Consider the following 25,671-nt stretch of genomic DNA (forward strand, 5'->3'; position numbering starts at 1 on the left):
GGAGGAATTCACCAGTGAGCACCACCAAGAAGATCGCGGGCGCCGCGCTCGCGGCCGCGCTGGGCGTCACCACGCTCAGCGCCTGCGGCGGCGGCGACACCAAGGACAAGCCCGCCGGCGCGAGCGACGCCCCGAAGTCCAAGACCGTCACGCTCGTCTCCCACGACTCCTTCAACGTGACCGAAGCGGTCCTCAAGGAGTTCGAGCAGCAGAGCGGCTACACCGTCAAGGTGCTGAAGTCCGGCGACGCGGGCGCAGCCCTGAACCAGGAGATCCTCACCAAGGGCTCCCCCCGCGGCGACGTCTTCTTCGGCGTGGACAACACCCTGCTCTCGCGCGCCCTCGACAACGGCATCTTCACCCCCTACGAGGCCAAGGGCCTGGGCGGCGTGAAGCCCGAATACGTGCTCGACAAGGAGCACCGCGTCACCCCGGTCGACTCCGGCGACATCTGCGTCAACTACGACAAGGCCTACTTCGCCGACAAGAAGATCGCCCCGCCGCAGACACTGGACGACCTGGTCAAGCCGGAATACAAGAACCTGCTGGTGGTCGAGAACGCCGCGACCTCCTCTCCCGGCCTCGGTTTCATGCTCGCCTCCGTCGGCAAGTACGGCGAGGAGGGCTGGAAGGACTACTGGAGCAAGCTGAAGGCCAACGGCGTCGAGGTCGTCGACGGCTGGGAGCAGGCCTACAACGAGCGCTTCTCCGGCTCCGCCGGCGGCAAGAAGGCCAAGGGCGACCGCCCGCTGGTCGTCTCCTACGCCTCCAGCCCGCCGGTCGAGGTCCTCTACGGCGAGCCGCAGCCGGCCGAGGCCCCCACGGGCGTCTCCACCGGCACCTGCTTCCGCCAGGTCGAGTTCGCGGGCCTGCTGAAGGGCGCGAAGAACGAGGAGGGCGGCAAGGCCCTCGTGGACTTCCTGATCAGCAAGAAGTTCCAGGAGGACATGCCGCTCCAGATGTTCGTGAACCCCGTGACCAAGGACGCCGCGCTGCCGGAGCTGTTCACCCAGCACGGTGTGGTGGTCGACAAGCCGGAGAACGTGGCTCCGGAGACCATCGCCAAGAACCGTGAGCAGTGGGTCAAGGCATGGACCGCGCTCGTCGTGAAGTAAGCGGTACGAAGGAACCGGGCGCGGCGTCGCACGACGCCGCCCCGGCCCCCGGACCGGGGAGGACACCCGGACAGGGCGAGAGCGGCCGCGCCACCGCCGTCCGCCTCGCCCTGATGGCGGTCCCCCTCGCCTTCTTCGGGCTGTTCTTCGCCTACCCCGTCACCGCGATCGTCGGCCGCGGCCTCAAGACCGACACCGGCTGGCAGTTCGGCCGGTTCGGCGAGGTCCTGGCCCGGCCGGACATCGCCGACGTGCTGTGGTTCACCACCTGGCAGGCGCTCGCCTCCACCGTGCTCACGCTGCTGATCGCGCTCCCCGGCGCCTACGTCTTCGCGCGCTTCGAGTTCCCCGGCAAGCAGCTGCTGCGGGCGGTCGTGACCGTGCCCTTCGTGCTCCCGACCGTCGTCGTGGGCACAGCCTTCCTCGCCCTGCTCGGGCGCGGCGGACTGCTGGACGAAGCGGCGGGCGTCCGGCTGGACACCACCGTCTGGGCGATCCTGCTGGCCCACGTCTTCTTCAACTACGCCGTCATCGTCCGCACGGTCGGCGGGCTGTGGGCCCAGCTCGACCCGCGCCAGGAGGAGGCCGCGCGGGTGCTGGGCGCCGGCCGGTTCGCCGCCTGGCGGCGGGTGACGCTGCCCGCGCTGGCCCCGGCCGTCGCCGCGGCCTCCCTCATGGTGTTCCTCTTCACCTTCAGCTCCTTCGGCGTCGTACTGATCCTGGGCGGACCGGCCTACTCCACCCTGGAGGTGGAGGTCTACCGGCAGACCGCCCAGCTCCTGGACCTGTCGACGGCCGCCGTGCTGACGATGGTGCAGTTCGCCGCGATCGGCGCGATCCTCGCCCTGCACGCCTGGACCGTCCGCCGGCGCGAGACCGCACTGCGCCTCGTCGACCCGGGCCGCACCACGCACAGGCCGCGCGGCTGGGCGCAGCGCACCCTGCTGGGCGGGGTCCTGCTGACCATCGGGCTGCTGATCGTGGCGCCACTGGCCGTGCTCGTCGAGCGGTCCTTCGACGCCCCCGGCGGTTACGGCCTCGGCTTCTACCGGGCGCTGCAGGACGCGGGCGCCGGCGGCGGGACCTTCCTGGTGCCGCCGGTGGAGGCGATCTGGAACTCCCTGGAGTACGCGCTCGCCGCCACCGCGATCGCCCTGGTCATCGGGGGACTCGCGGCCGCGGCGCTGACCCGGCGCGGGGGCCGCTTCGTCCGCGGCTTCGACGCGATGCTGATGCTCCCGCTGGGGGTGTCCGCCGTGACGGTCGGCTTCGGCTTCCTGATCACCCTGGACGAGCCGCCGCTGGACCTGCGGACCTCATGGATCCTGGTGCCGCTGGCCCAGGCCCTGGTGGGCGTGCCCTTCGTCGTACGGACCATGCTGCCGGTCCTGCGCGCGGTGGACGGGCGGCTGCGGGAGGCGGCCGGCGTACTCGGCGCGTCACCGCTGCGCGCCTGGCGGGAGGTTGACCTGCCGCTGGTGCGGCGGGCGCTGCTGATCGCGGCCGGGTTCGCCTTCGCCGTGTCGCTGGGCGAGTTCGGCGCGACCGTCTTCATCGCGCGGCCGGACCGGCCGACGCTGCCGGTGGCCGTGGCGCGGCTGCTGGGCCGGGCCGGCGAGCTGAACTACGGGCAGGCGATGGCCCTGAGCACGATCCTGATGCTGGTGTGCGCGGTGTCCCTGCTGCTGCTGGAGCGACTGCGCCCCGACAAGACCTCCGGAGAGTTCTGATGACACTGCTTCAGCTGGAAGGGGTGTCGGTCCGCTTCGGCCAGCGCGCCGTCGTCGACTCCGTCGACCTGGCGGTGGCCGAGCACGAAACCGTCTGTGTCCTGGGCCCGAGCGGCAGCGGGAAGTCCACGCTGCTGCGGGTCGTCGCAGGACTCCAGCAGGTGTCCGGAGGGCGGGTGCTGCTGGACGGGGCCGACCAGGCCGCCGTCCCCGTGCACCGGCGAGGCGTGGGCCTGATGTTCCAGGACCACCAGCTCTTCCCGCACCGCGACGTCGGCGCGAACGTCTCCTTCGGACTCCGGATGCGCGGCGGCCGACGCGGCCGGGGGAGCCGATCGTACGCCGACCGGGTCGCCGAGCTCCTCGAACTGGTCGGGCTGCCCGGGGCGCAGGGCCGCGCCGTGGCCTCCCTGTCCGGGGGCGAGCAGCAGCGGGTGGCACTGGCCCGGGCGCTGGCACCGTCCCCGCGGCTGCTGATGCTCGACGAACCGCTCGGACAGCTGGACCGCGGGCTGCGGGAGCGGCTCGTCGTCGAACTGCGGGGGCTGTTCTCCCGGCTGGGGACGACGGTCCTGGCCGTCACGCACGACCAGGGAGAGGCCTTCGCACTGGCCGACCGGGTCGTGGTGATGCGGGACGGCCGGATCGCGCAGGCCGGGACCCCGCTGGAGGTGTGGCAGCGGCCCGCCTCGGAATTCGTGGCGCGCTTCCTCGGCTTCGAGAACGTGGTCCCGGCGACCGTGGCGGGCCCGGTCGCCGCGACCGCCTGGGGCAGGGTGCCGGTCCCCGCCGGCTCCCCCGAGGGGGAGCAGCGGCTGCTGGTCCGCCCGGCGGGAGTGGTGCTCTGCGAGGCCGGCCTGCGGTGCGAGGTGGTGTCCCGGACCTTCCGCGGCACGCACGTTGCCCTGCTCCTGCGGCCGGAGAACGGCCCGGTACTGGAGGCCGAGTGCGGTCTGGCGGGGGCTCCGGCCGTCGGCCACAACGTCGCCGTGACCTTCAGCCCCGCCGAGGTCCTGGTCCTGCCGCCGGAGAAGAAGCCCTAGGCGGGCCCTAGGCGGCCTTCGGCAGGACGCCGTCGCAGGCGATCGGCAGGTGCCGGGGCCCGCGCAGCACCGCGTTCTGGCGGTACGGAGGCGGGTCCTCCAGCAGCCGGGGGTTGACCAGCCGGCGGGCCAGCTCGCTCAGCGCCAGCTGCGCCTCCTGCCGGGCCAGCGGCGCCCCGAAACAGCTGTGGATGCCGCTGCCGAGCCCGAGGTGCTGGATGTCCTTGCGGTCCGGGTCGAAGCGGTCCGGGTTCTCGAACCGCTTCGGGTCACGGTTGCCGGAGGCCAGGACCAGCCACAGGGAGGCCCCCTTCGGGATGGTGACCCCCGCGACCTCGATGTCGGAGAGCGTCGTGCGCTGCGGCAGCAGCTGCACGGGCGGCTCGTAGCGCAGCAGCTCCTCCACGATCGGGACGGACAGGCCGGGCTCCTCGCGCAGCCGCTGGAGGACGTCCGGGTGGCGCAGCAGCGTCAGCATCCCGTTGGTGATCAGGTTGACCGTGGTCTCGTGGCCGGCGATCAGCAGCAGCGCGGAGGTGCTGAGCGCCTCCATGGTGGTCATCGCCCCGTCCGGGCCGTCCGCGGTGGCCAGCTGGGACAGCATGTCGTCACCGGGGTTCTTGCGACGCTCCTCGATCAGCCCGGCCAGGTACATGCCCAGTTCCATGCGCGCGTCCGTGGTGCCCTTGCCGCGCTGGGTGGGGTCCGCGTCCGGGTCGGGGTCCAGGCTGGCGGCGAGGGTCTCCGCCCAGACGTGGAAACGCGGTTCGTCCTCGTGGGGCACCCCGAGCAGCCGGCAGATCACCGTGACCGGGAACGGGTACGCGAACTGGTCGACCAGGTCGACGCGGTCGAGGTCGCCGGAGCCGGCGATGCCGTCGATGAGCCCGTCGACCAGTCCGTGGAGCTCGGCGCGCATGTCGTGCACCCGGTGCGGGGAGTGCGGAGGCCCGAACGGCCGGTTCGTCATGCGCCGCAGACGGTCGTGGTCCGGCGGGTCCAGTTTGAGGAAGGAGGGCGGCAGGGCCGTCCCCTCCTCGTCGGCCGACTCGCCCAGCGGATCGTCGCCGGTCGCCTTCAGATTGCGCGAATCGGAGCTGATCCGGGGGTCGTGCAGCAGGCTGTGGATCTCGTAGTAGGTGCTCACGACGTACGGGCCGTTCCCGTCGTGGGACACCGGGGTCCTGCGGAGCTCCTCGTACAGCGGGTACGGATTGGCCCGGTTCGCGTAGTCGATGATCTCCCGCAGGAGGGCTTGAGTCATGACGGGTCCTCGTGATCCTCGGGGGCGGTCGCGACGCGGTCAGTGCCCAGGGGTGAAGGTCATCTTCCGGTCGGCCGGCGAGTAGCCGCTGAGGGTGATGGTCGGGCCGTGGGTCGGCACCGAGGGGTCGGGGAAGTCCGCCGGCACCGGCTTGTTCCCCTCCGGCCTGCGGTCCACCGTGGAGTACGGCGGCGGGAACGGCGCGGTGCTCTCGATCTGCTGCTCGTAGAACGGCAGCCACCGGCAGTTGTCGAAGGTCACCGCCGCGATCACCCGCCCTTGGTAGCCGTAGACGGCCGCGAACCGGCGCTCGGACAGCGAGCCCTGCGTGACGAGGAGCTCGGTCCCCATCGGCGGTACCCCGACCGATTTGATGTTCACGCCGAACTGCGAGGACCAGAAGGCCGGCACCCACAGGTGGGGGCGGCGGTCCGCGCTCTCGCTGAGCATGTTGTGCGCCGCGGTGTCGGCCTGCGCGACGGCGTTGCCCCAGTGCTCCAGGGACAGGAACTGGTAGCCGAACAGGGCGTGCGGGGAGCGGGCCACGTCACCCGCCACGAAGATGTCGTCGGTGACGATGCCCCGGACGTCGAAGGCCCGGCAGCCCGCGTCGCAGGCGATCCCGCGGGGTCCTGCGCCCAGTCCGGAGCCGGCGAGCCACTCGGTGTTGCGCTGCGCGCCGAGGGAGACGACCACCACGTCGGCCTCCACGCTGGAGCCGTCGGAGAGGTGGGCGGCCCGCACCCGGCCGGCCGGATCGCCCTCCAGGGCGGTGACCATGACGCCGGTGCGCAGGTCGACCTCGTGCTCCCGGTGCATCTCGGCCGCGACCCGGCCGATCACCCCGCCGAGCGCGCCGACCAGCGGGGCCTCGCCCCGTTCTGCGACGGTCACGTTCAGGCCGCGTTCCCGGCAGGCGGACGCGATCTCGGACCCGGTGAACCCGGCTCCGATGACGAGCACCCGGCGGGGACCGGCGGCCAGGGCGCGTTGCAGTCCTTCGCCGTCGTCGCGGGTGCGCAGCACGAAGACCCCTTCGAGCTCGGCCTCCTCCGGGTTGGGCCAGGGCCGGGCGCGGACGCCGGTGGCGATCAGCAGCCGGTCGTACTCGACCTCGTCGCCGTTGCCGAGCCGGACCGTGCGGGCGGCCATGTCCAGACCCGTCGCGGGGACCCCGAGGCGCCAGTCGGCGTCGATGGCCCGGCGGCGGGGGAGCGCCGTGTGGTCCGCCACCGCGTTGCCGAGCAGGACCTGTTTGGACAGCGGGGGCCGGTCGTACGGCTCGTAGGGTTCGTCGCCGATCATCGTCAGCGAACCGGTGAACCCCTTGTCGCGCATGGTTTCGGCGGCCCGCAGACCCGCGAGCGAAGCACCGACGACGACGATGCGGCCTTCGCGCTTGAGCTGCTCCAGGGCCCCGTCGCGGGTGCGTTCACCGGTCACCGGGTGCCTCCGGACCCGGCCCCGGCCCCGGCACCCTGGGACACCACGTCCACCATGTCCTCGTCGGTGAGTTCGAGGAGGATCGCGCCGACGGGACAGGCCGCCACGGCGCGGACGACGTTCTCGCGCTGCTCGGCAGCCGCTTCCGGGTTGTACAGGAGCGACTCGTCGCCGTGCATGGCGAAGACGTCGGGAGCGAGGAAAGCGCACTGGGCGTATCCCTGGCAGCGATTGAGGTCGACGACAAGCCTCATGACGGATCTGCCTTTCCCTCGGCTGTTGATCCCCGTCGCCCCCGGGTACCCCCGCTTCATCCCCTGTCCACCAGCATGCACGCGCTGCCCGGAGGCCGCCTGCCGGAGCACGGACCGCCAGGTCAGGAGGGGCTCAGGGCGGTCCGGGGCGGTCCGTGGACGCGGCCGTGCGGCGGGCGCGCAGGATGTGGAGGCTGATCACCAGGGCCCAGGCCGGGAACAGCAGCTCGGACCAGGGGACGCCGGCGCCCACCACGATCAGGATCAGGCCCACCAGGGTGCCGAGCGCGGCCAGCGGCCGCGGGAAGGCGCCGAGCATCCGCCCGATCGTCGAGGTCGCGAGGACGAAGACCGCGGCCATGCGCATCGCGTACGTCGCGAGCAGGGTGTAGGCGTAGTGGCGGCCGAAGTCGGAGGGCGTCTCCTCGTTCAGCACGGTGCCGGCCGCAGCGGCGGCAGCGAACAGGGTGGCCACGAAGACGAAGCCGCTGCCGAGGAACACGGTGGCGACGAACCGGTCCTCGGCCCCACCGGTGTGGGCGCGCAGGGCGCCCATGAACCAGAGGAAGAAGATCCCGGCGAAGGGCACGATCTGCAGGGCCAGCTGGACCGCCCACCGGCGGTCCGGGTCGATGGTCGCGTCGGCGGCGTCACCGGCCGGGACGGAGATCCGCATCAGGACGATCGCCGCACCGAGGAGCAGGGCGAAGGCGACTCCGGCCATACCGGCGGCGCGGGGTGTCTGCAGCCGATCGGTCGTGGGCTCCACGGGCCCCTCGCTCTCTCCCCCCGGTCCAGCAAGCGACAGCCGTCGCCGCGTCACCAGCGGGGGACGGCCGACCGGGTGAGGGAGCGGGGACGCCCCGCCCGGCCGGCCGGCACGTCAGCCGACCGGCTCCGGCACCGGCGCGGGTGCCTCCTCCTCCGCACCCTCGTGCTTGCCGTACCAGGCGACGGCCACCGCGCCGGTCACCGCCATGACGAAACCGACGACCGCCAGCCAGGCCAGGCCCGGGCGCGACGCGTCGCCGAGCCAGAGCACGCCGATCGCGCCGGGGAGCACCGTCTCGCCGACCACGAGGGCCGCGGTGGCTCCGTTCACCGAGCCGATCTGCAGGGCGACGGTGTGCAGGTACATGCCGCCGACGCCGGCCAGCAGGATGGCGTAGAGCGCAGGGTCGGTGAGCAGGGTGCCGAGGTCGAACGGGTCCACGCCGTTCAGGATCCGCACGCCCACGCCGAGCGCGCCGAAGCCCAGACCGGACAGCAGACCCGCCAGGATCGCGGCCCCGCCGCCGAGGAGGCGGACGGCCACGGTGCCGCCGACCATGAGCAGCGCGGTGATCCCCAGCAGCCACCAGTGCGTCGACATCGGCGCGTGGTGGCCGCCCTCGTGGCCGGCCGCCGTCGCCAGCAGGACGAGCGCGGTGCAGACGACACCGATGGAGGCCCATTCCTTGCGGGTCAGCCGGATGCCGAGCATCTTCACGCTCAGCACGGCCGTGATCACCAGGTTCGCGCTGATGACCGTCTGGGAGAGGAAGAGCGGAAGGAGACGGGCGGCCAGGGCACCGAGCCCGAAGCCGACGAAGTCCAGGATCGTGCCGACGATGAACTCCCACGTCATCGCCGCCTTGGCGGTGGACGACAGGTTGGGGCCGCCGTGGGCGGTCACCCCGGCCGCCGCCGGGGACATCCGGGCGGCGCGGCGCGATCCGACGGCTTGCAGCACGGATCCCGTGCCGTAGCAGATGGATGCCGCGACAGCGGTCAGCAGGCCTATGAGCACCGATGGCTCCGTTCACGTCTGGCAGGTTTTGCGGTACCTCTGCCAGACGTGGGAATCGCCCCGGAAGTTGCCTCTGTAGCTCAGTTCATCGAAGCGAGCACGCCGGGGACCTCGTCCACCGAGTCGACGAGCGCGATCCGCGACTCCATCGCCCGCCCCCGGGCCAGCGCCCTGAGCAGGGGCCAGGCCGGGAGGTGCTCGGTCCAGTGGGTGCGGCCGACCAGGACCATCGGCGCGGGTTCGCCCCGGGACCCGTAGTAGTTGGGCGTCGCGTTGTCGAATATCTCCTGGACGGTGCCGGCCGCGCCGGGCAGGAACACCACGCCCGCGGTGGACCGGGCCAGGAGCCCGTCCTCCCGCGTGGCGTTGGCGAAGTACTTCGCGATGTGCGCGGCGAAGGCGTTCGGCGGTTCGTGACCGTAGAACCAGGTGGGGATGCCGACGGAGTCGCCGCCGCCGGGCCAGCGGTCCCGTACGGCGAAGGCCGCCCGCGCCCAGTCGGACACCGACGGCTCGAAGGACGGGGCCTTGGCCAGCAGTTCCAGGGCCTCGGCGAGGGCCTCGTCGGGGGCGGGCGCCAGGTAGGCGCCGAGGTTGGCGGCCTCCATCGCGCCGGGGCCGCCGCCCGTGGCCACGGTCAGCCCGGACCGGGTCAGGGCCCGGCCGAGTTCGGCCGCACCGCGGTATTCCGCGCTGCCCCGGGACATGGCGTGGCCGCCCATCACGCCCACCACGCGGGCCGTGGCGAGGTGCTCGTCGAGAGCGTCGGAGATCGCGTCGTCGTGCACGGAGCGCAGCATCGAGGAGAAGACGTCGCGGTCGGCCCCGCTCTCCCGGAACCAGGCGTAGGTCTCGGCGTCGGGGGTGGCCTCGTAGCCGCCGGGCAGCCCTTCGAAGAGCTCCTCCGGCGTGTAGAGCAGCCCCCGGTACGGGTTGAAGGGCAGGTCGGGGACGGGCGGGAAGACCAGGGCGCCGTCCGCGCGCACCTTCGCCGAGGCATCGGGCTCCATCGCGCAGCCCAGGAAGACGGCCGCCGAGGTGTCGGCGGCCAGCAGGGCGAAGGTCCGCTCCAGCAGGTTGACCGACTGGATCCGGTAGCCGCTGAGTGAGCCGCGTGCCACGACCTGGTCGAATTCGGCGAGCGTCTCGATCTCGATGTCTGCGTTGACCATTCGGCCCACCCTAAGGGCTGTACACCTCAGCGGGTCAGCGCCAGCGACGTCAGCTGTGCCACACCCCAGCTGACCGGTACGCACACGGCCACGAGCGCGGTGGCCCGCAGACCCGCCGCCGTACGCAGGACCTTTGCGGGAGCGGCCAGATCGAGCATCGCCCCGCGGCCGGCGGCCCCGGTGCGGCGGCCCTCCACCGCGGATGTGAGAAGGGTCGCGGCGGCGCACAGCGCCACGAGGGCGGCGGCCGGCCAGGCCAGCGGACCGAGCGGTACGTGCAGCCCGCCCCGGTCCCGCAGGGCCAGGGCGGTCAGGGCCCCGGCGGCGACGGAGCACAGCACGCCCAGCGACGGCCCGATGCGGGAGGCCTGCTCCTGCAGGGACCGTCCGGCCAGCAGCCGCAGGGCGCCCGGGCGCACGGCCTGGACCAGGCTCCCGCAGGCGTAGGCCAGGCCCGGTCCGGCGAGGGCGAGCCCGACGGCGGTCAGCGTCCAGCCGGCAAGGACCCCGCCGCCCCGGCCCGCATAGGCCTCGGTGGCGAGCCCGCAGGCGGTCAGCGAGATTCCCCAGGGCAGGGCGGTCTGCGGAGCCAGCGGCCGGTGCGGACGCAGCGCGAGGACGGTGGCGGCCGACGCGGTCAGCGGTACGAGTGCCAGCAGGGTCAGGGCGGCCGCAACGGGCAGCGGCTGCTCGGCGTGGAGCAGCCGGGCGCCGGAGCCGTCGAAGGGCAGGCCGGAGAGGTCCCCGCGCAGGTGGAGGAAGACGGCCAGGGCCAGGGCGCTGCCCAGGGTGCAGGCGACGGCCGTGGAGATCGCGGCGAGCAGGGCCAGGCGTACGGGTCCCAGCCCGGCGGCGTCCAGCCCCTCGCGGGGGCGGGTCGCGGGGTCGGCGCGGGCGACGGCGACGGCGAAGTGGACCGTCGCGGCCAGCGGGACCAGTGCCCACAGCAGGCGAGGGAACGATCCGGCGGGCCGTGCCACGGCTCCGGCGAGTACGTACAGCAGCAGGAACCCGGTCCCGGCCGAGGCGGCGGCGACGAGCAGCCGCCGCATCTGGACGAGGGGCCGGGAGCCGCGGCCTAGGCGGAGAGCGAGCACGCGGCCTGGCCCTCCGGGGTGTCGGGGAGCGGGGAGACGGCGCCGGTCCCCGCGAGCCGGCCGTCGACGAGGGTCAGGCGGCGGTCCGCGACGGCCGCGGTGTCCTCGTCGTCGGTGGCCAGCAGCACGGTGATCTCGTGCGAGCGGGCCGCGGTGGTCAGCGTCCGCAGCAGCAGGGCCCGGTCGGCCCGGTGCAGCGGGGCGGTGGGCTCGTCGGCGTAGATCACCGAGGGCACGGTGACCAGGGCCCGGGCCAGGGCGACGCGCTGGCACTCGGCGCGGGTCAGGGCCGCGGGGCGTTTGCGGGCGAAGGAGCCGATGTCGAGGCGGTCGAGCCATTCGCAGGCGGCGTGCTTGGCGGCGCGGTGGGAGGTGCCGGCGAGCAGCAGCGGCAGCGCGGCGTTCTCCCAGGCCTTCAGCTCGGGCAGCAGCTGCGGTTCGGGCCCGATCCAGCCGAAGCGGTCGCGGCGCAGCCGCTCGCGGGACAGGTCGCCCATGGTGTGCACGGGGACGCTGTTGAACCAGACCTCGCCCTCGGCGGGGCGCAGCTGCCCGGACAGGCAGCGGAGCAGAGTGGTCTTGCCGCTGCCGCGGGGCCCGGTCAGGGCCAGGATCTCGCCCTGGCGGACTCCGAGGGAGACGTCGACGAGGGCGGGGGCACCGTCGTGCGCGTAGTGAAGGGACCGAGCCCAGAGCACGTCGTTGTCCGGCGGGGCATTCTCCGGTGGGGCCACCATGGCGTACACCTCCGTCCGAGGGAACGAAACGGAGCCCTTCCGGTCACTGGCGCCGCACTGAGATGTAAAGAGATGAACCGCTTGGATGCCGACAGCACACGGCCCGGACCCCCGCGTTCTCACTCGAACGGAGGATCCGGGCCGTGTGTTCGGACGATTGCAGCCTCGGACGATTTACAGCCCGGTCACAGCTTGGTCCACGCCTCGGTGAGCACCGTGCGCAGGATGCCCTCGATCTCGTCGAAGGTGCCCTGGTCCGCGGTCAGCGGCGGCGCGAGCTGGATGACCGGGTCACCGCGGTCGTCGGCCCGGCAGTACAGGCCGTTCTCGAAGAGCGCCTTGGAGAGGAACCCGTAGAGCACGCGCTCGGTCTCCTCGTCCGTGAAGGACTCCTTGGTGGCCTTGTCCTTGACGAGCTCGATGCCGTAGAAGTAGCCGTTTCCGCGGACGTCGCCGACGATCGGCAGGTCGTGGAGCTTCTGCAGCGTCTGGAGGAAGGCGCTCTCGTTGTCCAGCACGTGCTGGTTGAGGCCTTCCTTGTCGAAGATGTCGAGGTTCGCGAGGGCCACCGCGGAGGACACGGGGTGTCCGCCGAAGGTGTAACCGTGCAGGAAGGTGTTGTCGCCCTTGTAGAACGGCTCCGCGAGGCGGTCCGAGACGATGCAGGCGCCGATCGGGGAGTAGCCCGAGGTCATGCCCTTGGCGCAGGTGATCATGTCCGGCACGTAGCCGAACTTGTCACAGGCGAACATCGTGCCGAGGCGGCCGAAGGCGCAGATCGTCTCGTCGGAGACGAGGAGCACGTCGTACTCGTCGCAGATCTCGCGGACCCGCTGGAAGTAGCCGGGCGGTGGCGGGAAGCAGCCGCCGGCGTTCTGCACGGGCTCCAGGAAGACGGCGGCGACGGTGTCGGCGCCCTCGAAGAGGATCTGCTGCTCGATCTGGTCGGCGCACCAGCGGCCGAAGGCCTCCGGGTCGTCGCCGTAGATCGGAGCGCGGTAGATGTTGGTGTTCGGCACCTTGTGCGCGCCGGGCACCAGCGGCTCGAAGGGAGCCTTGAGGGCCGGCAGGCCCGTGATGGACAGGGCGCCCTGCGGGGTGCCGTGGTAGGCGACCGCACGCGAGATGACCTTGTACTTCGTGGGCTTGCCCTGCAGCTTGAAGAACTGCTTGGCCAGCTTCCAGGCGGTCTCGACGGCCTCGCCGCCGCCGGTGGTGAAGAAGACCTTGTTCAGGTCGCCCGGGGCGTAGTTCGCCAGGCGCTCGGCGAGCTCGACGGCCATCGGGTGGGCGTAGGACCAGACGGGGAAGAAGGCCAGCTCCTGCGCCTGCTTGTAGGCGACCTCGGCCAGCTCCTTGCGGCCGTGACCGGCGTTGACCACGAACAGGCCGGCGAGACCGTCGAGGTAGCGCTTGCCCTTGTCGTCGAAGATGTAGGTGCCCTCACCGCGGACGATGGTGGGGACGGGGGAGTTCTCGTAGGACGACATGCGGGTGAAGTGCATCCACAAGTGGTCGTACGCGGTCTTGGAGAGGTCCTGGGTCACGGTTATCGGGTTCCCCACATGTAGGTCTGCTTCTTCAGCTTCAGATAAACGAAGCTTTCGGTAGATCGCACGCCGGGGAGCGTGCGGATCTTCTTGTTGATCGTTTCCAGCAGGTGGTCGTCGTCCTCGCAGACGATCTCCACCATCAGGTCGAACGAGCCGGCGGTCATCACCACGTACTCGCACTCGGCCATCGCGGTCAGTGCGTCCGCCACCGGGTCGAGGTCGCCCTCGACGTTGATGCCGACCATGGCCTGACGCCGCAGGCCCACGGTGAGCGGGTCGGTGACGGCGACGATCTGCATGACGCCCTGGTCGAGCAGCTTCTGCACGCGTTGGCGCACAGCCGCCTCCGACAGGCCGACGGCCTTGCCGATCGATGCATAGGGACGGCGACCGTCCTCCTGCAGTTGCTCGATGATCGCCAGGGACACAGCATCGACCGAAGGGGACGGTTGTCTGTTCCTGGAATCTGCGCTTCGACTGACCACGAGCCCACTGTGCACGAGGAGTCGTCTGTTCCGCAAGACGGAATCAATGAAATCCGTTGTTTGGCGACTCTGATCTCACTGATTTCGTAGTTGGTGCCCTTCGGGCCTGTCGAAAGCCTCTGCCGAGGGGCTAGGCTTGGTATTCGTCTCAATCGTTGGACATGTGATCAGGAGTGTGGCTGTAGTGACCACCGAACTGCGTCGTCTGCGCAACTACATCGGCGGGGAGTTCAAGGACGCCGCCGACGGGCGCACCACCGAGGTGGTCAACCCGGCCACCGGCGAGGTGTACGCGACGGCCCCGCTCTCGGGCCAGGCCGATGTCGACGCCGCCATGGCCGCCGCCGCGGCCGCGTTCCCGGGCTGGCGCGACACCACCCCCGCCGAGCGCCAGAAGGCGCTGCTGAAGATCGCGGACGCCTTCGAGGCGCGTGCGGACGAGCTCGTCGCCGCCGAGTCGGAGAACACCGGCAAGCCGCTGGGCCTCACGGCCAGCGAGGAGCTGCCGCCGATGGTGGACCAGATCCGCTTCTTCGCGGGTGCGGCGCGTCTGCTCGAGGGCCGCTCGGCCGGTGAGTACATGGACGGGATGACCTCGATCATCCGTCGCGAGCCGGTCGGTGTCTGCGCCCAGGTCGCGCCGTGGAACTACCCGATGATGATGGCCGTGTGGAAGTTCGCTCCGGCCATCGCGGCGGGCAACACCGTCGTGCTCAAGCCCTCCGACACCACCCCGGCCTCCACCGTCCTGATGGCGGAGATCATCGACTCGGTCCTGCCCAAGGGCGTCTTCAACGTCGTCTGCGGCGACCGCGAGACCGGCAAGGCCATGGTCGAGCACTCCACCCCGGCGATGGCCTCCATCACCGGTTCGGTGCGCGCGGGCATGCAGGTCGCCGAGAGCGCCTCCAAGGACGTCAAGCGCGTCCACCTGGAGCTCGGCGGCAAGGCGCCGGTCGTCGTCTTCGAGGACGCCGACATCCCGAAGGCCGTCGAGGACATCGCGGTCGCCGGCTACTTCAACGCCGGCCAGGACTGCACCGCCGCCACCCGCGTGCTCGTGCACGAGTCGATCCACGACGAGTTCGTGGCCGCGCTCGCCAAGGCCGCCGCCGACACGAAGACCGGCGCGCCGGACGACGAGGACGTGCTGTACGGCCCGCTGAACAACCCCAACCAGCTCAAGCAGGTCGCGGGCTTCATCGAGCGCCTCCCCGCCCACGCCAAGGTCGAGGCGGGCGGCCACCAGGTCGGCGAGAAGGGCTACTTCTACGCCCCGACCGTGGTCTCCGGCCTCAAGCAGGACGACGAGATCATCCAGAACGAGGTCTTCGGCCCCGTCATCACCGTCCAGTCCTTCACGGACGAGTCCCAGGCCCTGGAGTACGCGAACGGCGTCGAGTTCGCCCTCGCCTCCTCCGTCTGGACCAAGGACCATGGCCGCGCGATGCGCATGTCCAAGAACCTGGACTTCGGCTGCGTGTGGATCAACACCCACATCCCGCTCGTCGCCGAGATGCCGCACGGCGGCTTCAAGAAGTCCGGCTACGGCAAGGACCTCTCCGCGTACGGCTTCGAGGACTACACGCGCATCAAGCACGTGATGACCTCGCTCGACGGCTGATCGGCCGCATCGATCACAGCAGGGCTCTGAAGGGGCGGGCAGTAGACAAGATGTCTATTGCCCGTCCCTTCCGCGTTCGCCGAGGCTGTGGCCATGCCTCAACTCGCCTTCTCCCGCCGTGCCGCGCTCGCCGGACTCGGTGCCGCGGGCCTGTCGGCCGCCCTCGCCGGATGCGGCGTTCCCCCCGCCTTCGTCCCCGAGGAGGGGCGGGTGGGCCCCGACCGTTCGGACCGCGACCGCAGCGTCGCCTTCTCCAACTGGCCGCTCTACATCGACACCGACGAGGAGGACGAGGAGCGCCGGCCGACCCTGGAGGCCTTCTCCGAGCGGACCGGCATCGAGGTCCGCTACACCGAGGAGATCAACGACAACGACGAGTTCTTCGGCAAGGTGGGCCCGGCCCTGATGAACCGCCAGGAGACCGGCCACGACCTGGTCGTGGTCAGCGACTGGATGGCCGCGCGCTTCGTCCACCTGGGCTGGGCCCAGAAGATGGACCGCTCCGCACAGCCCAACGTCGCCGGTCACCTCGACCCGCAGCTGCGTTCCCCCGCCTTCGACGAAGGCAGGCTGCACACCGTGCCCTGGCAGTCCGGGATCACGGGCATCGCCTACAACCGCAGGGCCCTGGGCCGGGAGATCAGGTCCGTCAGGGACCTGTGGCACCCCGACCTGGCGGGCAGGGTCACGCTCTTCTCCGGGCTCGACGAATCCTTCGCCCTGCTGATGCAGGGCAACGGGGTCGACGTCACGCGCTGGACCGAATCGGACTTCCACCAGGTCTGCGACCACGTGGAGAGCCTGGTCGGGAAGAAGCACATCCGCCGCTTCACCGGCAACGACTACACCTCCGATCTCGGCAAGGGCGACGTCCTCGCCTGCCAGGCCTACTCCGGTGACGCCATCCAGCTCCAGGCCGACAACCCGGACATCGAGTTCGTGGTCCCCGAGGAAGGGGGCGAGCTGTGGGCCGAGAGCCTGCTCGTCCCCAACCTGGCCCGGCACAAGGCCAATGCCGAGGCCCTCATCGACCACTACTACGACCCGGAGGTGGCCGCGCAGCTCGCCGCCTCCGTCCACTACGTCTGCCCCGTCCCCGCCGCCCGGGAGGTCCTGGCGGGTTCCGACGACAAGGAGACCGCCGAACTCGCCGAGAATCCGCTGCTCTTCCCCGACGGCGCCCTGCGGCGGCGGCTCGCCGTGGCCCGGGACATCTCCTCGGCGGAGCGGCGCTCCCTCGCCAGGCGGTGGAACGCCATCGTCGGCCTCTGATCACGGTCCGGACACGGAACTGAACGCGTTCAGTCTTTTGGCTGAACGTGTTCAGAAACCGGCGTAGGCTTCCTTCCATGAGCGAGAGAAGCGCCCTTGAGCGGCGGATCCGTGCCTGGTTGATCCTCTTCGTCGTCTGCCTGGTACTCAGTGGCCTCACGGCCTTCCCGCTGGTCAGCGAGCTCCGCTGGTCCAACGCCCTGATCGACAACATATGGCTGCGGCGCGTGGGCGACGGGCTGGACCGGGCCGATGCCGAATACCCCTTCCTCCTGTACGGAACCGACTGGCTCGCCTTCGCCCACCTCGTGATCGCCGTCTTCTTCTACGGCGTGTACCGCGACCCCGTCCGCAACATCTGGATCATCGAAGCCGGCATGATCGCCTGCGCCGGAGTGATCCCCCTGGCGCTGATCTGCGGCCCCATCCGCGGCATCCCCTTCTGGTGGAGCGTCATCGACATCTCGTTCGGCGTCTTCGGGGTGATCCCCCTGCTGATCCTGCGCCGCATGATCAAGCGGCTGGAGACCGAGGCCGCCGCTACTTCGTGAAGGCCGCCATGACGATGCCGAGGGCCACCCGGTTCGTGTCCTGGCCCTTGGCGTCCGTGGCGTTCACCGAGTAGACGAGCGTGCGGGAGAGGTCCCGGGTCGCCCCGATCGCGGTGTTGTAGCCGTGCCGACCACCCGTCTTGCCCCAGGCCACCGTGCCGTCCGGCAGGACGATCCTGGACAGGCCCGCTGTCATCACCGCCGGCTTGCCGCTCACCCGGTCCCGCACGTCCGGCACCGTGAACATCTCCTCCAGCCGGTCCTTCGGCACCACCCGGCCGCCGAAGAGGGCCATGGTGAACCGCTCCAGGTCCGTCGTCGTCGAGATGATGTCGCCCGCCGCCCACCGGTCCGAGGAGTTCCATTCGGTCACGTCGCGCAGCTCGCGCGAGCCGTCCGCCTGCGGTATCGCCTGGTACCCCCGGTTGTGCGGACCGTGGATCCTCGTCCCGGTCCGCCCCGGGAACGATGTCCCGTGCAGCCCCAGCGGCTTCAGGATCCGCGCGCCGACAGCCTCCTCGTACCGCATGCCCGTCAGCTTCTCGATCAGTACACCGAGCACCGTGTAGTTGATGTTCAGGTAGTGCTGGGCGGTGCCGGGTGCGAACTCCCGCTCCTTCGCCACCGCGTTGGCTATCTGCGCGTGCGGATCGGCCACCTCGAACCGGTGCTCCCACTGCGCCTCGAAGGAGTCGCCGGGACCGTCGGCCGCCGGAATGCCGCTGGTGTGGTTCAGCAACTGCCGCACCGTGACCGCCCCGTAGCGGTCGGGCACGGTCCCGGGCAGATGGCGCCGGACCGGCCCGTCGAGATCCACCCGGCCCTCCGCCGCCAGCTGCAGGACGACCGCCGCCGTGAACGCCTTGGTCACCGACCCCGCCCGGAACCGGCCCTGCTCGACGGCATCGCGCCCCGTGCGGATGTCCGCCACCCCCGAACCGCCCTGCCAGCGGCCGGCCGTGCCGCCCACCCGGACCAGCGCGGCCGTCGCGTCCGGGTGCTGCGGACCGAGCCCGGCGATCGCCGCCCCCAGCGCCGCCGCGTTCGGTGGCGTCGAAACCGACGGCGCCGAAACCGACGGCGCCGAAACCGACGGCGCCGAAACCGACGGCGCCTTCCACTCCGAAGAAGCGGACGCCGGCGCCGCGTGGGCGACGGCCGGTCCCGACGCGGTCCCGACGACCAGGGCCGCGGCGACCAGTGTGCGCATCCTTGTGTTCATGGCGGTGTGCTCCCCCTGCGATCAGTCGGGGACCTCCGCCCCGATGACCTCAATGCTCCTGCTCACAGGGGTGGTTGCGGATCACCTTGGAGAGGGGTCTTCACCGGTACGACAACTCACCGGCGCGAGGGAGGCGACACGCCGTCCCCTCACTCCCCGGAGGGAGTACCCGCCGCGATCAGCCCCGTCTCGTACGCGCAGATCACCGCCTGGATCCGGTCCCGCAGTCCCAGCTTCGCCAGCACGTTCCCCACATGCGACTTCACCGTGTGCTCGCTCACCACCAGCGCCGCCGCGATCTCCGCGTTCGACAGCCCCCGCCCCAGGTGCAGCAGCGTCTCCCGCTCCCGCGCGGTCAGCACCTCCAGCCGCTCCGAGGGAAGCGCGGGCGCCCGTACCGTCGTCGCCGTGTACTCCTCGATCAGCCGGCGCGCCACCGAGGGCGCCAGCAGGGACTCGCCCGCCGCCACCACCCGTACCGCGTGCACCAGGTCGTCCCGCCGCACGTCCTTCAGCAGGAACCCGCTCGCCCCCGCGTGCAGCGCCTCGTACACGTACTCGTCCGAGTCGAAGGTCGTCAGCATCACCGTCCGGCACGCACCGCCCGCCGAGATCGCCCGGCACGCCTCGATCCCGTCCAGCACCGGCATCCGGACGTCCAGCAGCGCCACGTCCGGGACCTGCCGCTCCACGGCCGCGACCGCCGCCGCGCCGTCCCCGACCTCAGCCACCACCTCGATGTCCTCCTGGGCGTCGAGGATCATCGCGAACCCGCTGCGCACCAGCTCCTGGTCGTCGGCCACCACCACACGGATCGTCAACTCCCCACCTCCAGCGGCGAGGTTACAAGCACCGCCCGCACCTCGAACCCGGCGCCGTCGCGCCGCGGACCGCACTGCGCCGTCCCACCGTGGGCGGCCGCCCGCTCCCTGATCCCGATCAGCCCGTGCCCGCCGCCGCTTCCGCCACCGCCCGCCGGCCCCCGCCCGTCGTCCGCCGGCCCCCGCCCGTCGTCCGTCACGGTGATCTCCAGCTCCCGGTCCCCGTGGTGCAGCCGAACGCCCACCCGCCGGGCCCGTGCGTGCTTCACCACGTTCGTCAGCGCCTCCTGCACGATGCGGTACACGGCCGTGTCCACCGCCGACGGCAGCCCCCCGACCTCGCCCGTCACCTCGTACGCGATCTCCGGCCCGCCCCGCCGCACCCGTTCCAGCAGGGCCGGCAGCGCCGCCACCCCGGGCTGCGGCTCGCGCGGCGCCGGACCGTCCGCCTCGCGGAGCACCCCCAGCATCGTGCGCAACTGCGCCATCGCCTCCCGGCCGGTCTCCGAGATCGCCTCGAAGGCCGCCTCGGCCCGCTCCGGCGCCCGCCGCACCGCCACCGGCCCGGCCTCCGCCTGCACGATCATGATGCTGACGGCATGCGAGAGGACGTCGTGCATCTCCCGCGCGATCCGTGCCCGCTCCCGGGCCACTGCCTGCTCCGCCTCGATGCGCTTGGCCCGCTCCAGCTGCTCCGCCCGCTCCTCGACGGCCGTGGTGTAGGCCTGCCGGGTGAACTGCAGCCGGCCCAGCGCGTAGGCGGCGCCCGCGCAGAACAGGGTGAAGGACAGCTCCCTGGCCGTTCCCGTCCCCAGCCCCACGGACGCGGCGACGGCCCCCACCGAGCCCGCACCGACCACGGCCCGCACCCGGCCGGGACACTGCAGTGCGACCGTGTAGAAGGCCATCAGCCCGGCGTAGGGCAGCGGCTGGCCGGGCCCGTCCATCGCCACCCTGTAGACCCCGCCGATCAGCAGGATCGCCACCAGGACCCGCACGGGCCGGCGCCGACGCCACACCAGCGGCAGCACCCCCAGCGTGGTGACCGCGTACGAGGCCCAGGTCACCGGGGGCAGACCGGGCTCCCGCGGCAGCACGAACGGCATCGTGACGGCCAGCTGCACCAGCACGGTCAGGCCCAGGTCCACCACCCACGGGCGGGCCCCGCGCAGCCGCCGGACCGGACGGCCCAGCGCGGGTATCACCGGCCGAACTCGGCCCGTACGGCCGTCAGCGCGTCCACCCGGTTCGTAGTGATCGCGTCGGCCCCCGCCGCGATGAGCCCCTTCATCGTCCGCCTGGTGTCGGCGGTCCACGCCGACACCAGCAGGCCGTCCCGGTGCAGCGCGTCCACCAGCTGCCGGCTCACCAGCCCGAAGCGGTAGTTGAGCCAGCGGGGCGCCACCGCGTCGATCAGGACCCGCCGGGGCGGTGACAGCGTGGTCCAGGTCAGTGCGATCTCCGCACCGGGATCGGCCGCGCGCAGCGCCAGCATCGAGCCCGGTCCCGCGCAGTAGAACGTGCGCTCGCGGGCACCGCACTCCCGGACCAGGCCCACGACGGTGCGGACCGCCTCGGGCGTGGCACCCGGGAGGTCGAGCATCAGCCGGCCGTCCCCGGCCGCCATCAGCGCGTCCCGCAACGTCGGAACGGCTCCGTGCGTCAGCTCCTTGAGCTGTGCGGCCGAGACCTCGTCGAGCCGCACGTCGTGGTTCCACAGCCGCTGGAGCGACTCGTCGTGCAGGAGGACGGGCACCCCGTCACGGGTCAGCCGCACGTCGACCTCGACCGCGTCCGCCCCGCGGGCGAAGGCGGAGCGGATCGAGGGCAGGGTGTTCTCACGGACACGGTAGGGATCGCCGCGGTGGCCGACGGCTGTCAGGGTGCGCATGGTCCCATTCTCGGGGGGACTTCAGCCCGCGAGCCATTGCTCGGTGTACGTGTCGATCTCCGCGTTGAGCTTCGCCTTGCCGTCCGGGTCCAGGAAGGAGGCCTCGACGGCGTTCTTGGCGAGCCGGGCGAGCCCGCGCTCGTCGAGGTCGAGGAGGCGGGCGGCCACCGCGTACTCGTTGTTGAGGTCGGAGCCGAACATCGGCGGGTCGTCGCTGTTGATGGTGACGAGCACGCCCGCCGCGACCATCTCCTTGACCGGGTGCCGGTCGAGGTCGGTCACCGCGCGGGTGGCGATGTTCGAGGTCGGGCAGACCTCCAGCGCGATGCGGTGCTCGGCGAGGTAGGCGAGCAGCTCCGGGTCCTGGACGGAGCTCGTGCCGTGGCCGATGCGCTCGGCGCCCAGCTCGCGGATGGCGTCCCAGACCGTCTCCGGACCCGTGGTCTCGCCCGCGTGCGGGACACTGCGCAGGCCGGCGACCCGGGCGGCGTCGAAGTACGGCTTGAACTGCGGGCGCGGGACGCCGATCTCGGGTCCGCCCAGGCCGAAGGAGACCAGGCCCTCGGGGCGCAGGTCGACGGCGAGCCGCGCGGTCTCGGCGGCGGCCTCCAGGCCGGCCTCGCCGGGGATGTCGAAGCACCAGCGCAGGATGACGCCGAGTTCCTTCTCGGCGGCCTTGCGGGCGTCCTCGATGGCCTCCATGAAGGCCTTCTCGTCGATGCCGCGGCGGGTGGAGGAGTACGGCGTGATGGTCAGCTCGGCGTAGCGGATGTTCTGCCGGGCCATGTCACGGGCGACCTCGAAGGTCAGCAGCCGTACGTCCTCGGGGGTGCGGACGAGGTCGACGACCGACAGGTAGACCTCGATGAAGTGGGCGAAGTCCGTGAAGGTGAAGTAGTCGGCGAGGGCCTCGGGGTCCGTGGGGACCTTGGAGTCGGGGTGCCGGGCCGCGAGCTCGGCCACGATGCGCGGGGAGGCGGAGCCGACGTGGTGGACGTGGAGTTCGGCCTTGGGCAGCCCCGCGATGAAGGGGTGCAGGTCGGTCATGGGGGGTGCCTCCGGATGACGGGGTGCGGGTGGGTCGTCCTCATCGTAGGCACGGCCGTGACTGTCGGTGGCAGCGCTTAGCATGGCTGTACGAGAGGGGGGGCTCCGTATGACCGACAGCAGTCCCGAGCCGAGGGACCCGTGGGCGCCGCCGGAGCGGCCGGCGGTGGACCTGGGCAAAACGCAGGGCGCGCACGGCCCGCCGGGTGGGACGGGCCCGTCGTCCGTGCACGACCAGCCGACGCTCGCCGGGATGCCGGGCGACCGGGCGACTCCCGCCGCGCCGACAGGGCCCGTGCCCGGAGGTTCCGTGCCCGGCGGCGCGCCGGGCGCCGCCACGCCCGTGGCGCCCGCGGCCGGACCGGCCTCGGCGGCGTACGGCTATCCGACGCCCCAGCCCGGCTACGGATACCCCGGGTATCCCGGTTACCCCGCCCAGCAGGGGCACCCGTTCCCCGGTGCGTACCCGCCGTACGGGAGGCAGCCCAGCAACGGCTTCGGCGTCACCTCACTCGTCCTCGGCATCCTCGCCGTGGTCGGCTGCATCACCAGCTTCATAGCGGTCGCCCTCGGGATCGGCGCCGTCGTCTTCGGCGCCCTGGGCAAGGGCAAGGCCAACCGCGGCGAGGCCGACAACGGCGGGGTGGCCCTGGCCGGCATCATCCTGGGCGCGATCGGCATCGTGCTGGGCCTGCTGATGCTGTTCGCCATGTTCGCCGTCCCGTTCCTCGACGGCGATCGGGACGACAGCCCGCGCTACGAGAGCCCTTATTCGGACTCACGGCTTCACGAACGGGTCTGAAGCCACGGCCAGTCGGCGTTCCGGCCGGCCTCGATCAGCGACACCATCCGGAACGCCGCGTCCGTGAGCCCGCCGAAGGTGTGCCGGTTCGCGGTGCCGGAGGCCGCGTGCCCCACCCGGTAGCCGGCCAGGTTCCAGGTGTACACGGGCACCTCGGACGGCACGAGCTCCGCCGGATCCCCGCTGTAGCCGTAGGACGCGGCCTGCTCGTCCGTCACGATCAGCACCCGGTCGTGGTCCCGGTAGTGCTTCTTCACGGCCTCGGCCGTGTAGGTGCCCCCGAGGTCCCCGAACCGTTCGAGCACCTTCAGCACGGACTCGCCCCGGGTGTGGGGGACCACCGCACTGGTCGTGCCGAACTGCACGAGGTCGGCCCGCTCCGCCCGCAGCGCCAGCGCCGCCCCGAAGACGGCCGCGGCGTCGGCCCGGTTGAGCCGGGAGCGGTCCGACAGCGGGGACCACATCGAACCGGAGCGGTCGACGAGCACCAGCGTTCGGCCGGGCAGCGCCGGTACGTTCGCCAGCGAGTGGCCGAGCGCCTGCTCCAGCGGGTACGCCCAGCGCAGCGAGGGCGCGTGCTGGTACGCGGCCAGGTAGCGGAAGGGGAACTGACGGGACCGGGCGACGACCTCCGGGTCGGAGATCTTCGCCGCGACCTGCGCGGCCACCGCGTCCGAGACCCCGGCCTCGTCGAAGTTGCGCAGGTTGCGCAGCAGGGCCATCGCCCCCATGGACGGGATGACCGCCTCCCAGGCGGCCGCGTCCAGCGGCCCCTGCAGCCAGCCGGCCAGCGCCTCCCAGGTCATGCCCGCCGCCGCGAGCCGCTCCGCGCCGTCCGGGGAGAGCACCACACCGCGCCGTTCGGAGACCGGCAGCTCCATGAGAGCCCGGTGCGCCGCGAGGGTGCGGTTGCCCTCGGGGACCTGCGCGCTCTGCGGGTTGTGCCTGCGGTCCAGGGCGTAGCGGAACAGCTCGCCCTGCCAGGGCCTGTCCGGGTCGGGGGAGGCGTGCACGAGGTTGAGGACGTCACCGAAGCGGTAGGCCCTGGAGTCGGTGTCGTACTTCAGCAGCGAGGTGCCGGAGTAGAGCCGGCGCACGGCGTCGGCGATCCCGCGCTTGACGGGCTTGGGCACGTTGCGCCCGTAGGTGGCCGTCCAGTACGCCAGCAGCTCACCGGGCTCGTCCGCGCGCCGCAGTACGGAGTCCACGACCCGGCGGTTCGACGGTCCGCCGGTGCTGGTGGCGGTGCCGGTGGCGCCCACGTCGAGCCTGGCCTTCACGTACTCCGCGGCGCCGACGAGCGAGGCGGTGCGCATGTTCGCCTCCTGGCGCAGCCAGCCCAGCAGGCCGGCCGTCCACACGGGATCCTGCACGGCGAGGGTGCGCACGAGCGCGGCGAAGCGGTCGTCGCGCGCCTGACCGCTCTCGTACGCGGTGCGCTGCGTCACGAAGTTGGCGACGGCGAGCAGGAAGAGTTCGGAGCGCGGATCGCGCAGGTGGCCCGGGCCGCCCTCGGTGGTGCGGGCGCGTCCGGTGGAGCGCACCGGCGAAGTGGGCGCGGCGGGCGCCGACTTGGACGCACGCAGGTTGAAACGGGCCATGAGAATCCCCCCGAATTCGATGGAAGCGGGGGAGGCGTTGCGTGAGGGAGGCCCGAGATCAGAAGTCGGCGGCGGACTTTTATGCCCGGCGAGCTGCCCGACTGCTCCACCGGCCCGTTCCCTTGCGGGTGACGAGCCGGGTGGGATTCGAACCCACGACCTCCGGGTCCCCAGAAGTAACCGTCGCCTGCGCACCGGGCATCCCCCACGCGGGCCTCCCGAGATCAAGGTGGCGGCGGCGTGGGTTTCTTTGCAAAAGAAGGAGCCGCAGCCCGCGCACCGGGAGGTGCGTGACGTAGGTGTCCAGAGAACAAGGCCGGCGAAACCACATGGTGCTCTACCGACTGAGCTACACCGGCCCGAAGCCGGTGACGGGACTCGAACCCGCGGCCACCCGATCTGGAGTCGAAGTAGGTCTCGCCTTCGCACCTGGACGAGGAACACGTTAGGCGGCGCCCTCCCGGCTCCGCCAGCCAATTACGCCCGGCTCGGACCGTCTCCGCCGTCAGCGGCGTCGCCGCGGCCCCGCACGCGGCGGCGCTTCGTCATGCGCCGCCTTCGCGAAGCCGCTGCCTGGCCTCCATCAGGGCGAAGCCCAGCAGGTTCAGCCCGCGCCAGCGTGCCGGGTCCAGCGCGCGCTCGTCGTCGGCCGCCAGCCCGATGCCCCAGATCCGGTCCAGCGGGCTGGCCTCCACCAGCACCCGCTCCCCGGTACCCAGCAGGTAGGACCGCAGCGCCGGGTCCGAGCCGAACTTGTGCACACTGCCCTCCACGACCAGCGCGAAGCGCTCCCGCTCCCATGTCGCGTTGTCGAAGCCGCGCACGAGCCGGCCGATCTTCTTCGCCTCGGCCGGGCTCTTCGCCGCCACCGCGGCGCGCTCGGCCTCGGGGTCCCCGAACATCCGGGCCTTGCCGGCCATCATCCAGTGCTCGGCCGTCGCGTAACGGACGTCACCGACGGTGAAGGCGGAGGGCCACCACTGGCTGAGGCAGCTCGGGCCGAGCCTGCCGTCGGCCTGCGGCCGGTGCCCCCAGAACGGCAGGTACTTCACCCGCTCACCGCGGCTGACCTGCTCGATCAGGTCGTCGATCATCTCCATGCACGCGAGTCTGACACCCGCCACTGACACTTCGTACGGGATTTTCGGCATGCCTCGA

General features: G+C 71.8%; 24 protein-coding genes. 7 read left to right on the forward strand and 17 right to left on the reverse strand.

Annotation, left to right across the window (positions count from 1 at the left end; all coding sequences use genetic code 11):
* Positions 1-14: 14 nt before the first annotated feature.
* The 3 genes from IH80_RS0107045 (at position 15) to IH80_RS0107055 (ending at position 3,888) form a co-directional block, all read left to right on the forward strand.
* Positions 15-1,115: a thiamine ABC transporter substrate-binding protein gene (locus tag IH80_RS0107045; protein ID WP_030958575.1), complete on the forward strand. Its 1,101-nt coding sequence runs from the start codon at positions 15-17 to the stop codon at positions 1,113-1,115.
* 113 nt (positions 1,116-1,228) lie between these two features.
* Positions 1,229-2,845: an ABC transporter permease gene (locus IH80_RS0107050; protein ID WP_030958576.1), complete on the forward strand. Its 1,617-nt coding sequence runs from the start codon at positions 1,229-1,231 to the stop codon at positions 2,843-2,845.
* A complete protein-coding gene (locus IH80_RS0107055; protein ID WP_030958577.1) occupies positions 2,845-3,888 on the forward strand; it encodes an ABC transporter ATP-binding protein in 1,044 nt (347 codons plus the stop codon). The genes IH80_RS0107050 and IH80_RS0107055 overlap by 1 nt, the downstream gene beginning before the upstream one ends.
* 7 nt (positions 3,889-3,895) lie before the next feature.
* On the opposite strand, the gene IH80_RS0107060 is transcribed toward IH80_RS0107055, so the two are convergent.
* The 10 genes from IH80_RS0107060 to IH80_RS0107105 form a co-directional block, all read right to left on the reverse strand.
* A complete protein-coding gene (locus IH80_RS0107060; RefSeq protein WP_030958579.1) occupies positions 3,896-5,152 on the reverse strand; it encodes a cytochrome P450 in 1,257 nt (418 codons plus the stop codon).
* A 39-nt stretch (positions 5,153-5,191) separates the two neighbouring features.
* Positions 5,192-6,595, reverse strand: a complete 1,404-nt coding sequence (locus IH80_RS0107065) for an NAD(P)/FAD-dependent oxidoreductase (protein WP_030958581.1) — start codon at positions 6,593-6,595, stop codon at positions 5,192-5,194.
* Positions 6,592-6,849: a ferredoxin gene (locus IH80_RS0107070; RefSeq protein ID WP_051808892.1), complete on the reverse strand. Its 258-nt coding sequence runs from the start codon at positions 6,847-6,849 to the stop codon at positions 6,592-6,594. The genes IH80_RS0107065 and IH80_RS0107070 overlap by 4 nt, the downstream gene beginning before the upstream one ends.
* A 133-nt stretch (positions 6,850-6,982) precedes the next feature.
* Positions 6,983-7,618 carry a hypothetical protein gene (locus IH80_RS0107075; RefSeq protein ID WP_030958585.1) on the reverse strand — a complete coding sequence of 212 codons (636 nt, stop codon included), beginning with the start codon at positions 7,616-7,618 and terminating at the stop codon, positions 6,983-6,985.
* A 114-nt stretch (positions 7,619-7,732) separates the two neighbouring features.
* Positions 7,733-8,638 carry a hypothetical protein gene (locus IH80_RS0107080; RefSeq protein WP_030958586.1) on the reverse strand — a complete coding sequence of 302 codons (906 nt, stop codon included), beginning with the start codon at positions 8,636-8,638 and terminating at the stop codon, positions 7,733-7,735.
* Positions 8,639-8,718: 80 nt separating this feature from the next.
* Positions 8,719-9,810 (reverse strand): LOG family protein, encoded by a 1,092-nt coding sequence (locus tag IH80_RS0107085; RefSeq protein WP_078906358.1) that lies wholly within the window; start codon positions 9,808-9,810, stop codon positions 8,719-8,721.
* A 26-nt stretch (positions 9,811-9,836) separates the two neighbouring features.
* Positions 9,837-10,907 (reverse strand): hypothetical protein, encoded by a 1,071-nt coding sequence (locus tag IH80_RS0107090; protein ID WP_030958588.1) that lies wholly within the window; start codon positions 10,905-10,907, stop codon positions 9,837-9,839.
* Positions 10,889-11,644, reverse strand: coding sequence for an ABC transporter ATP-binding protein (locus IH80_RS0107095; RefSeq protein ID WP_030958589.1), 756 nt, complete (start codon positions 11,642-11,644; stop codon positions 10,889-10,891). The genes IH80_RS0107090 and IH80_RS0107095 overlap by 19 nt, the downstream gene beginning before the upstream one ends.
* Positions 11,645-11,829: 185 nt before the next feature.
* Positions 11,830-13,209 carry an aspartate aminotransferase family protein gene (locus tag IH80_RS0107100; protein WP_030958590.1) on the reverse strand — a complete coding sequence of 460 codons (1,380 nt, stop codon included), beginning with the start codon at positions 13,207-13,209 and terminating at the stop codon, positions 11,830-11,832.
* Positions 13,194-13,697 (reverse strand): Lrp/AsnC family transcriptional regulator, encoded by a 504-nt coding sequence (locus tag IH80_RS0107105; protein ID WP_030651035.1) that lies wholly within the window; start codon positions 13,695-13,697, stop codon positions 13,194-13,196. Before IH80_RS0107105 ends, IH80_RS0107100 begins: the two co-directional genes overlap by 16 nt.
* Before the next feature lie 169 nt (positions 13,698-13,866).
* Here IH80_RS0107105 and IH80_RS0107110 point away from each other — a divergent pair, with 169 nt between their 5' ends.
* The 3 genes from IH80_RS0107110 (at position 13,867) to IH80_RS0107120 (ending at position 17,129) form a co-directional block, all read left to right on the forward strand.
* The gene (locus tag IH80_RS0107110; protein WP_030958591.1) at positions 13,867-15,306 is read left to right on the forward strand and encodes a gamma-aminobutyraldehyde dehydrogenase; all 1,440 of its coding nucleotides are present in this window, start codon (positions 13,867-13,869) and stop codon (positions 15,304-15,306) included.
* A 93-nt stretch (positions 15,307-15,399) separates the two neighbouring features.
* The gene (locus IH80_RS0107115) at positions 15,400-16,578 is read left to right on the forward strand and encodes a polyamine ABC transporter substrate-binding protein (protein WP_030958592.1); all 1,179 of its coding nucleotides are present in this window, start codon (positions 15,400-15,402) and stop codon (positions 16,576-16,578) included.
* A gap of 77 nt (positions 16,579-16,655) precedes the next feature.
* Complete coding sequence (locus IH80_RS0107120; protein ID WP_030958593.1) at positions 16,656-17,129, forward strand: hypothetical protein; 474 nt, start codon at positions 16,656-16,658, stop codon at positions 17,127-17,129.
* Here the strand turns inward: IH80_RS0107120 and IH80_RS0107125 are convergent.
* The 5 genes from IH80_RS0107125 to IH80_RS0107145 all read right to left on the reverse strand — a co-directional run bounded on the left by IH80_RS0107125 (position 17,119) and on the right by IH80_RS0107145 (position 22,110).
* Positions 17,119-18,351: a serine hydrolase domain-containing protein gene (locus IH80_RS0107125; protein ID WP_037879096.1), complete on the reverse strand. Its 1,233-nt coding sequence runs from the start codon at positions 18,349-18,351 to the stop codon at positions 17,119-17,121. The two genes, IH80_RS0107120 and IH80_RS0107125, sit on opposite strands and share 11 nt — an antisense overlap.
* A gap of 149 nt (positions 18,352-18,500) precedes the next feature.
* Complete coding sequence (locus IH80_RS0107130) at positions 18,501-19,172, reverse strand: response regulator (protein ID WP_030958595.1); 672 nt, start codon at positions 19,170-19,172, stop codon at positions 18,501-18,503.
* On the reverse strand, positions 19,169-20,377 hold the full coding sequence (locus IH80_RS0107135; RefSeq protein WP_420708764.1) for a sensor histidine kinase: 1,209 nt from the start codon (positions 20,375-20,377) through the stop codon (positions 19,169-19,171). The genes IH80_RS0107130 and IH80_RS0107135 overlap by 4 nt, the downstream gene beginning before the upstream one ends.
* Positions 20,374-21,063 carry a glycerophosphodiester phosphodiesterase gene (locus IH80_RS0107140; protein WP_030958599.1) on the reverse strand — a complete coding sequence of 230 codons (690 nt, stop codon included), beginning with the start codon at positions 21,061-21,063 and terminating at the stop codon, positions 20,374-20,376. The genes IH80_RS0107135 and IH80_RS0107140 overlap by 4 nt, the downstream gene beginning before the upstream one ends.
* Before the next feature lie 21 nt (positions 21,064-21,084).
* Positions 21,085-22,110, reverse strand: coding sequence for an adenosine deaminase (locus tag IH80_RS0107145; protein ID WP_030958601.1), 1,026 nt, complete (start codon positions 22,108-22,110; stop codon positions 21,085-21,087).
* Between the two features lie 109 nt (positions 22,111-22,219).
* Between IH80_RS0107145 and IH80_RS0107150 the strand changes: the two genes are divergently transcribed.
* The gene (locus IH80_RS0107150; protein ID WP_030958603.1) at positions 22,220-22,912 is read left to right on the forward strand and encodes a DUF4190 domain-containing protein; all 693 of its coding nucleotides are present in this window, start codon (positions 22,220-22,222) and stop codon (positions 22,910-22,912) included.
* On the opposite strand, the gene IH80_RS0107155 is transcribed toward IH80_RS0107150, so the two are convergent.
* Together IH80_RS0107155 and IH80_RS0107160 are read right to left on the reverse strand one after the other, a co-directional pair.
* On the reverse strand, positions 22,897-24,513 hold the full coding sequence (locus tag IH80_RS0107155) for a TROVE domain-containing protein (RefSeq protein ID WP_030958604.1): 1,617 nt from the start codon (positions 24,511-24,513) through the stop codon (positions 22,897-22,899). The genes IH80_RS0107150 and IH80_RS0107155 overlap by 16 nt on opposite strands.
* Before the next feature lie 545 nt (positions 24,514-25,058).
* Complete coding sequence (locus IH80_RS0107160) at positions 25,059-25,613, reverse strand: NADAR family protein (RefSeq protein ID WP_030958605.1); 555 nt, start codon at positions 25,611-25,613, stop codon at positions 25,059-25,061.
* Positions 25,614-25,671: the final 58 nt, after the last annotated feature.

The organism is Streptomyces sp. NRRL S-378 (genome assembly GCF_000720645.1).
Taxonomy (GTDB): domain Bacteria; phylum Actinomycetota; class Actinomycetes; order Streptomycetales; family Streptomycetaceae; genus Streptomyces.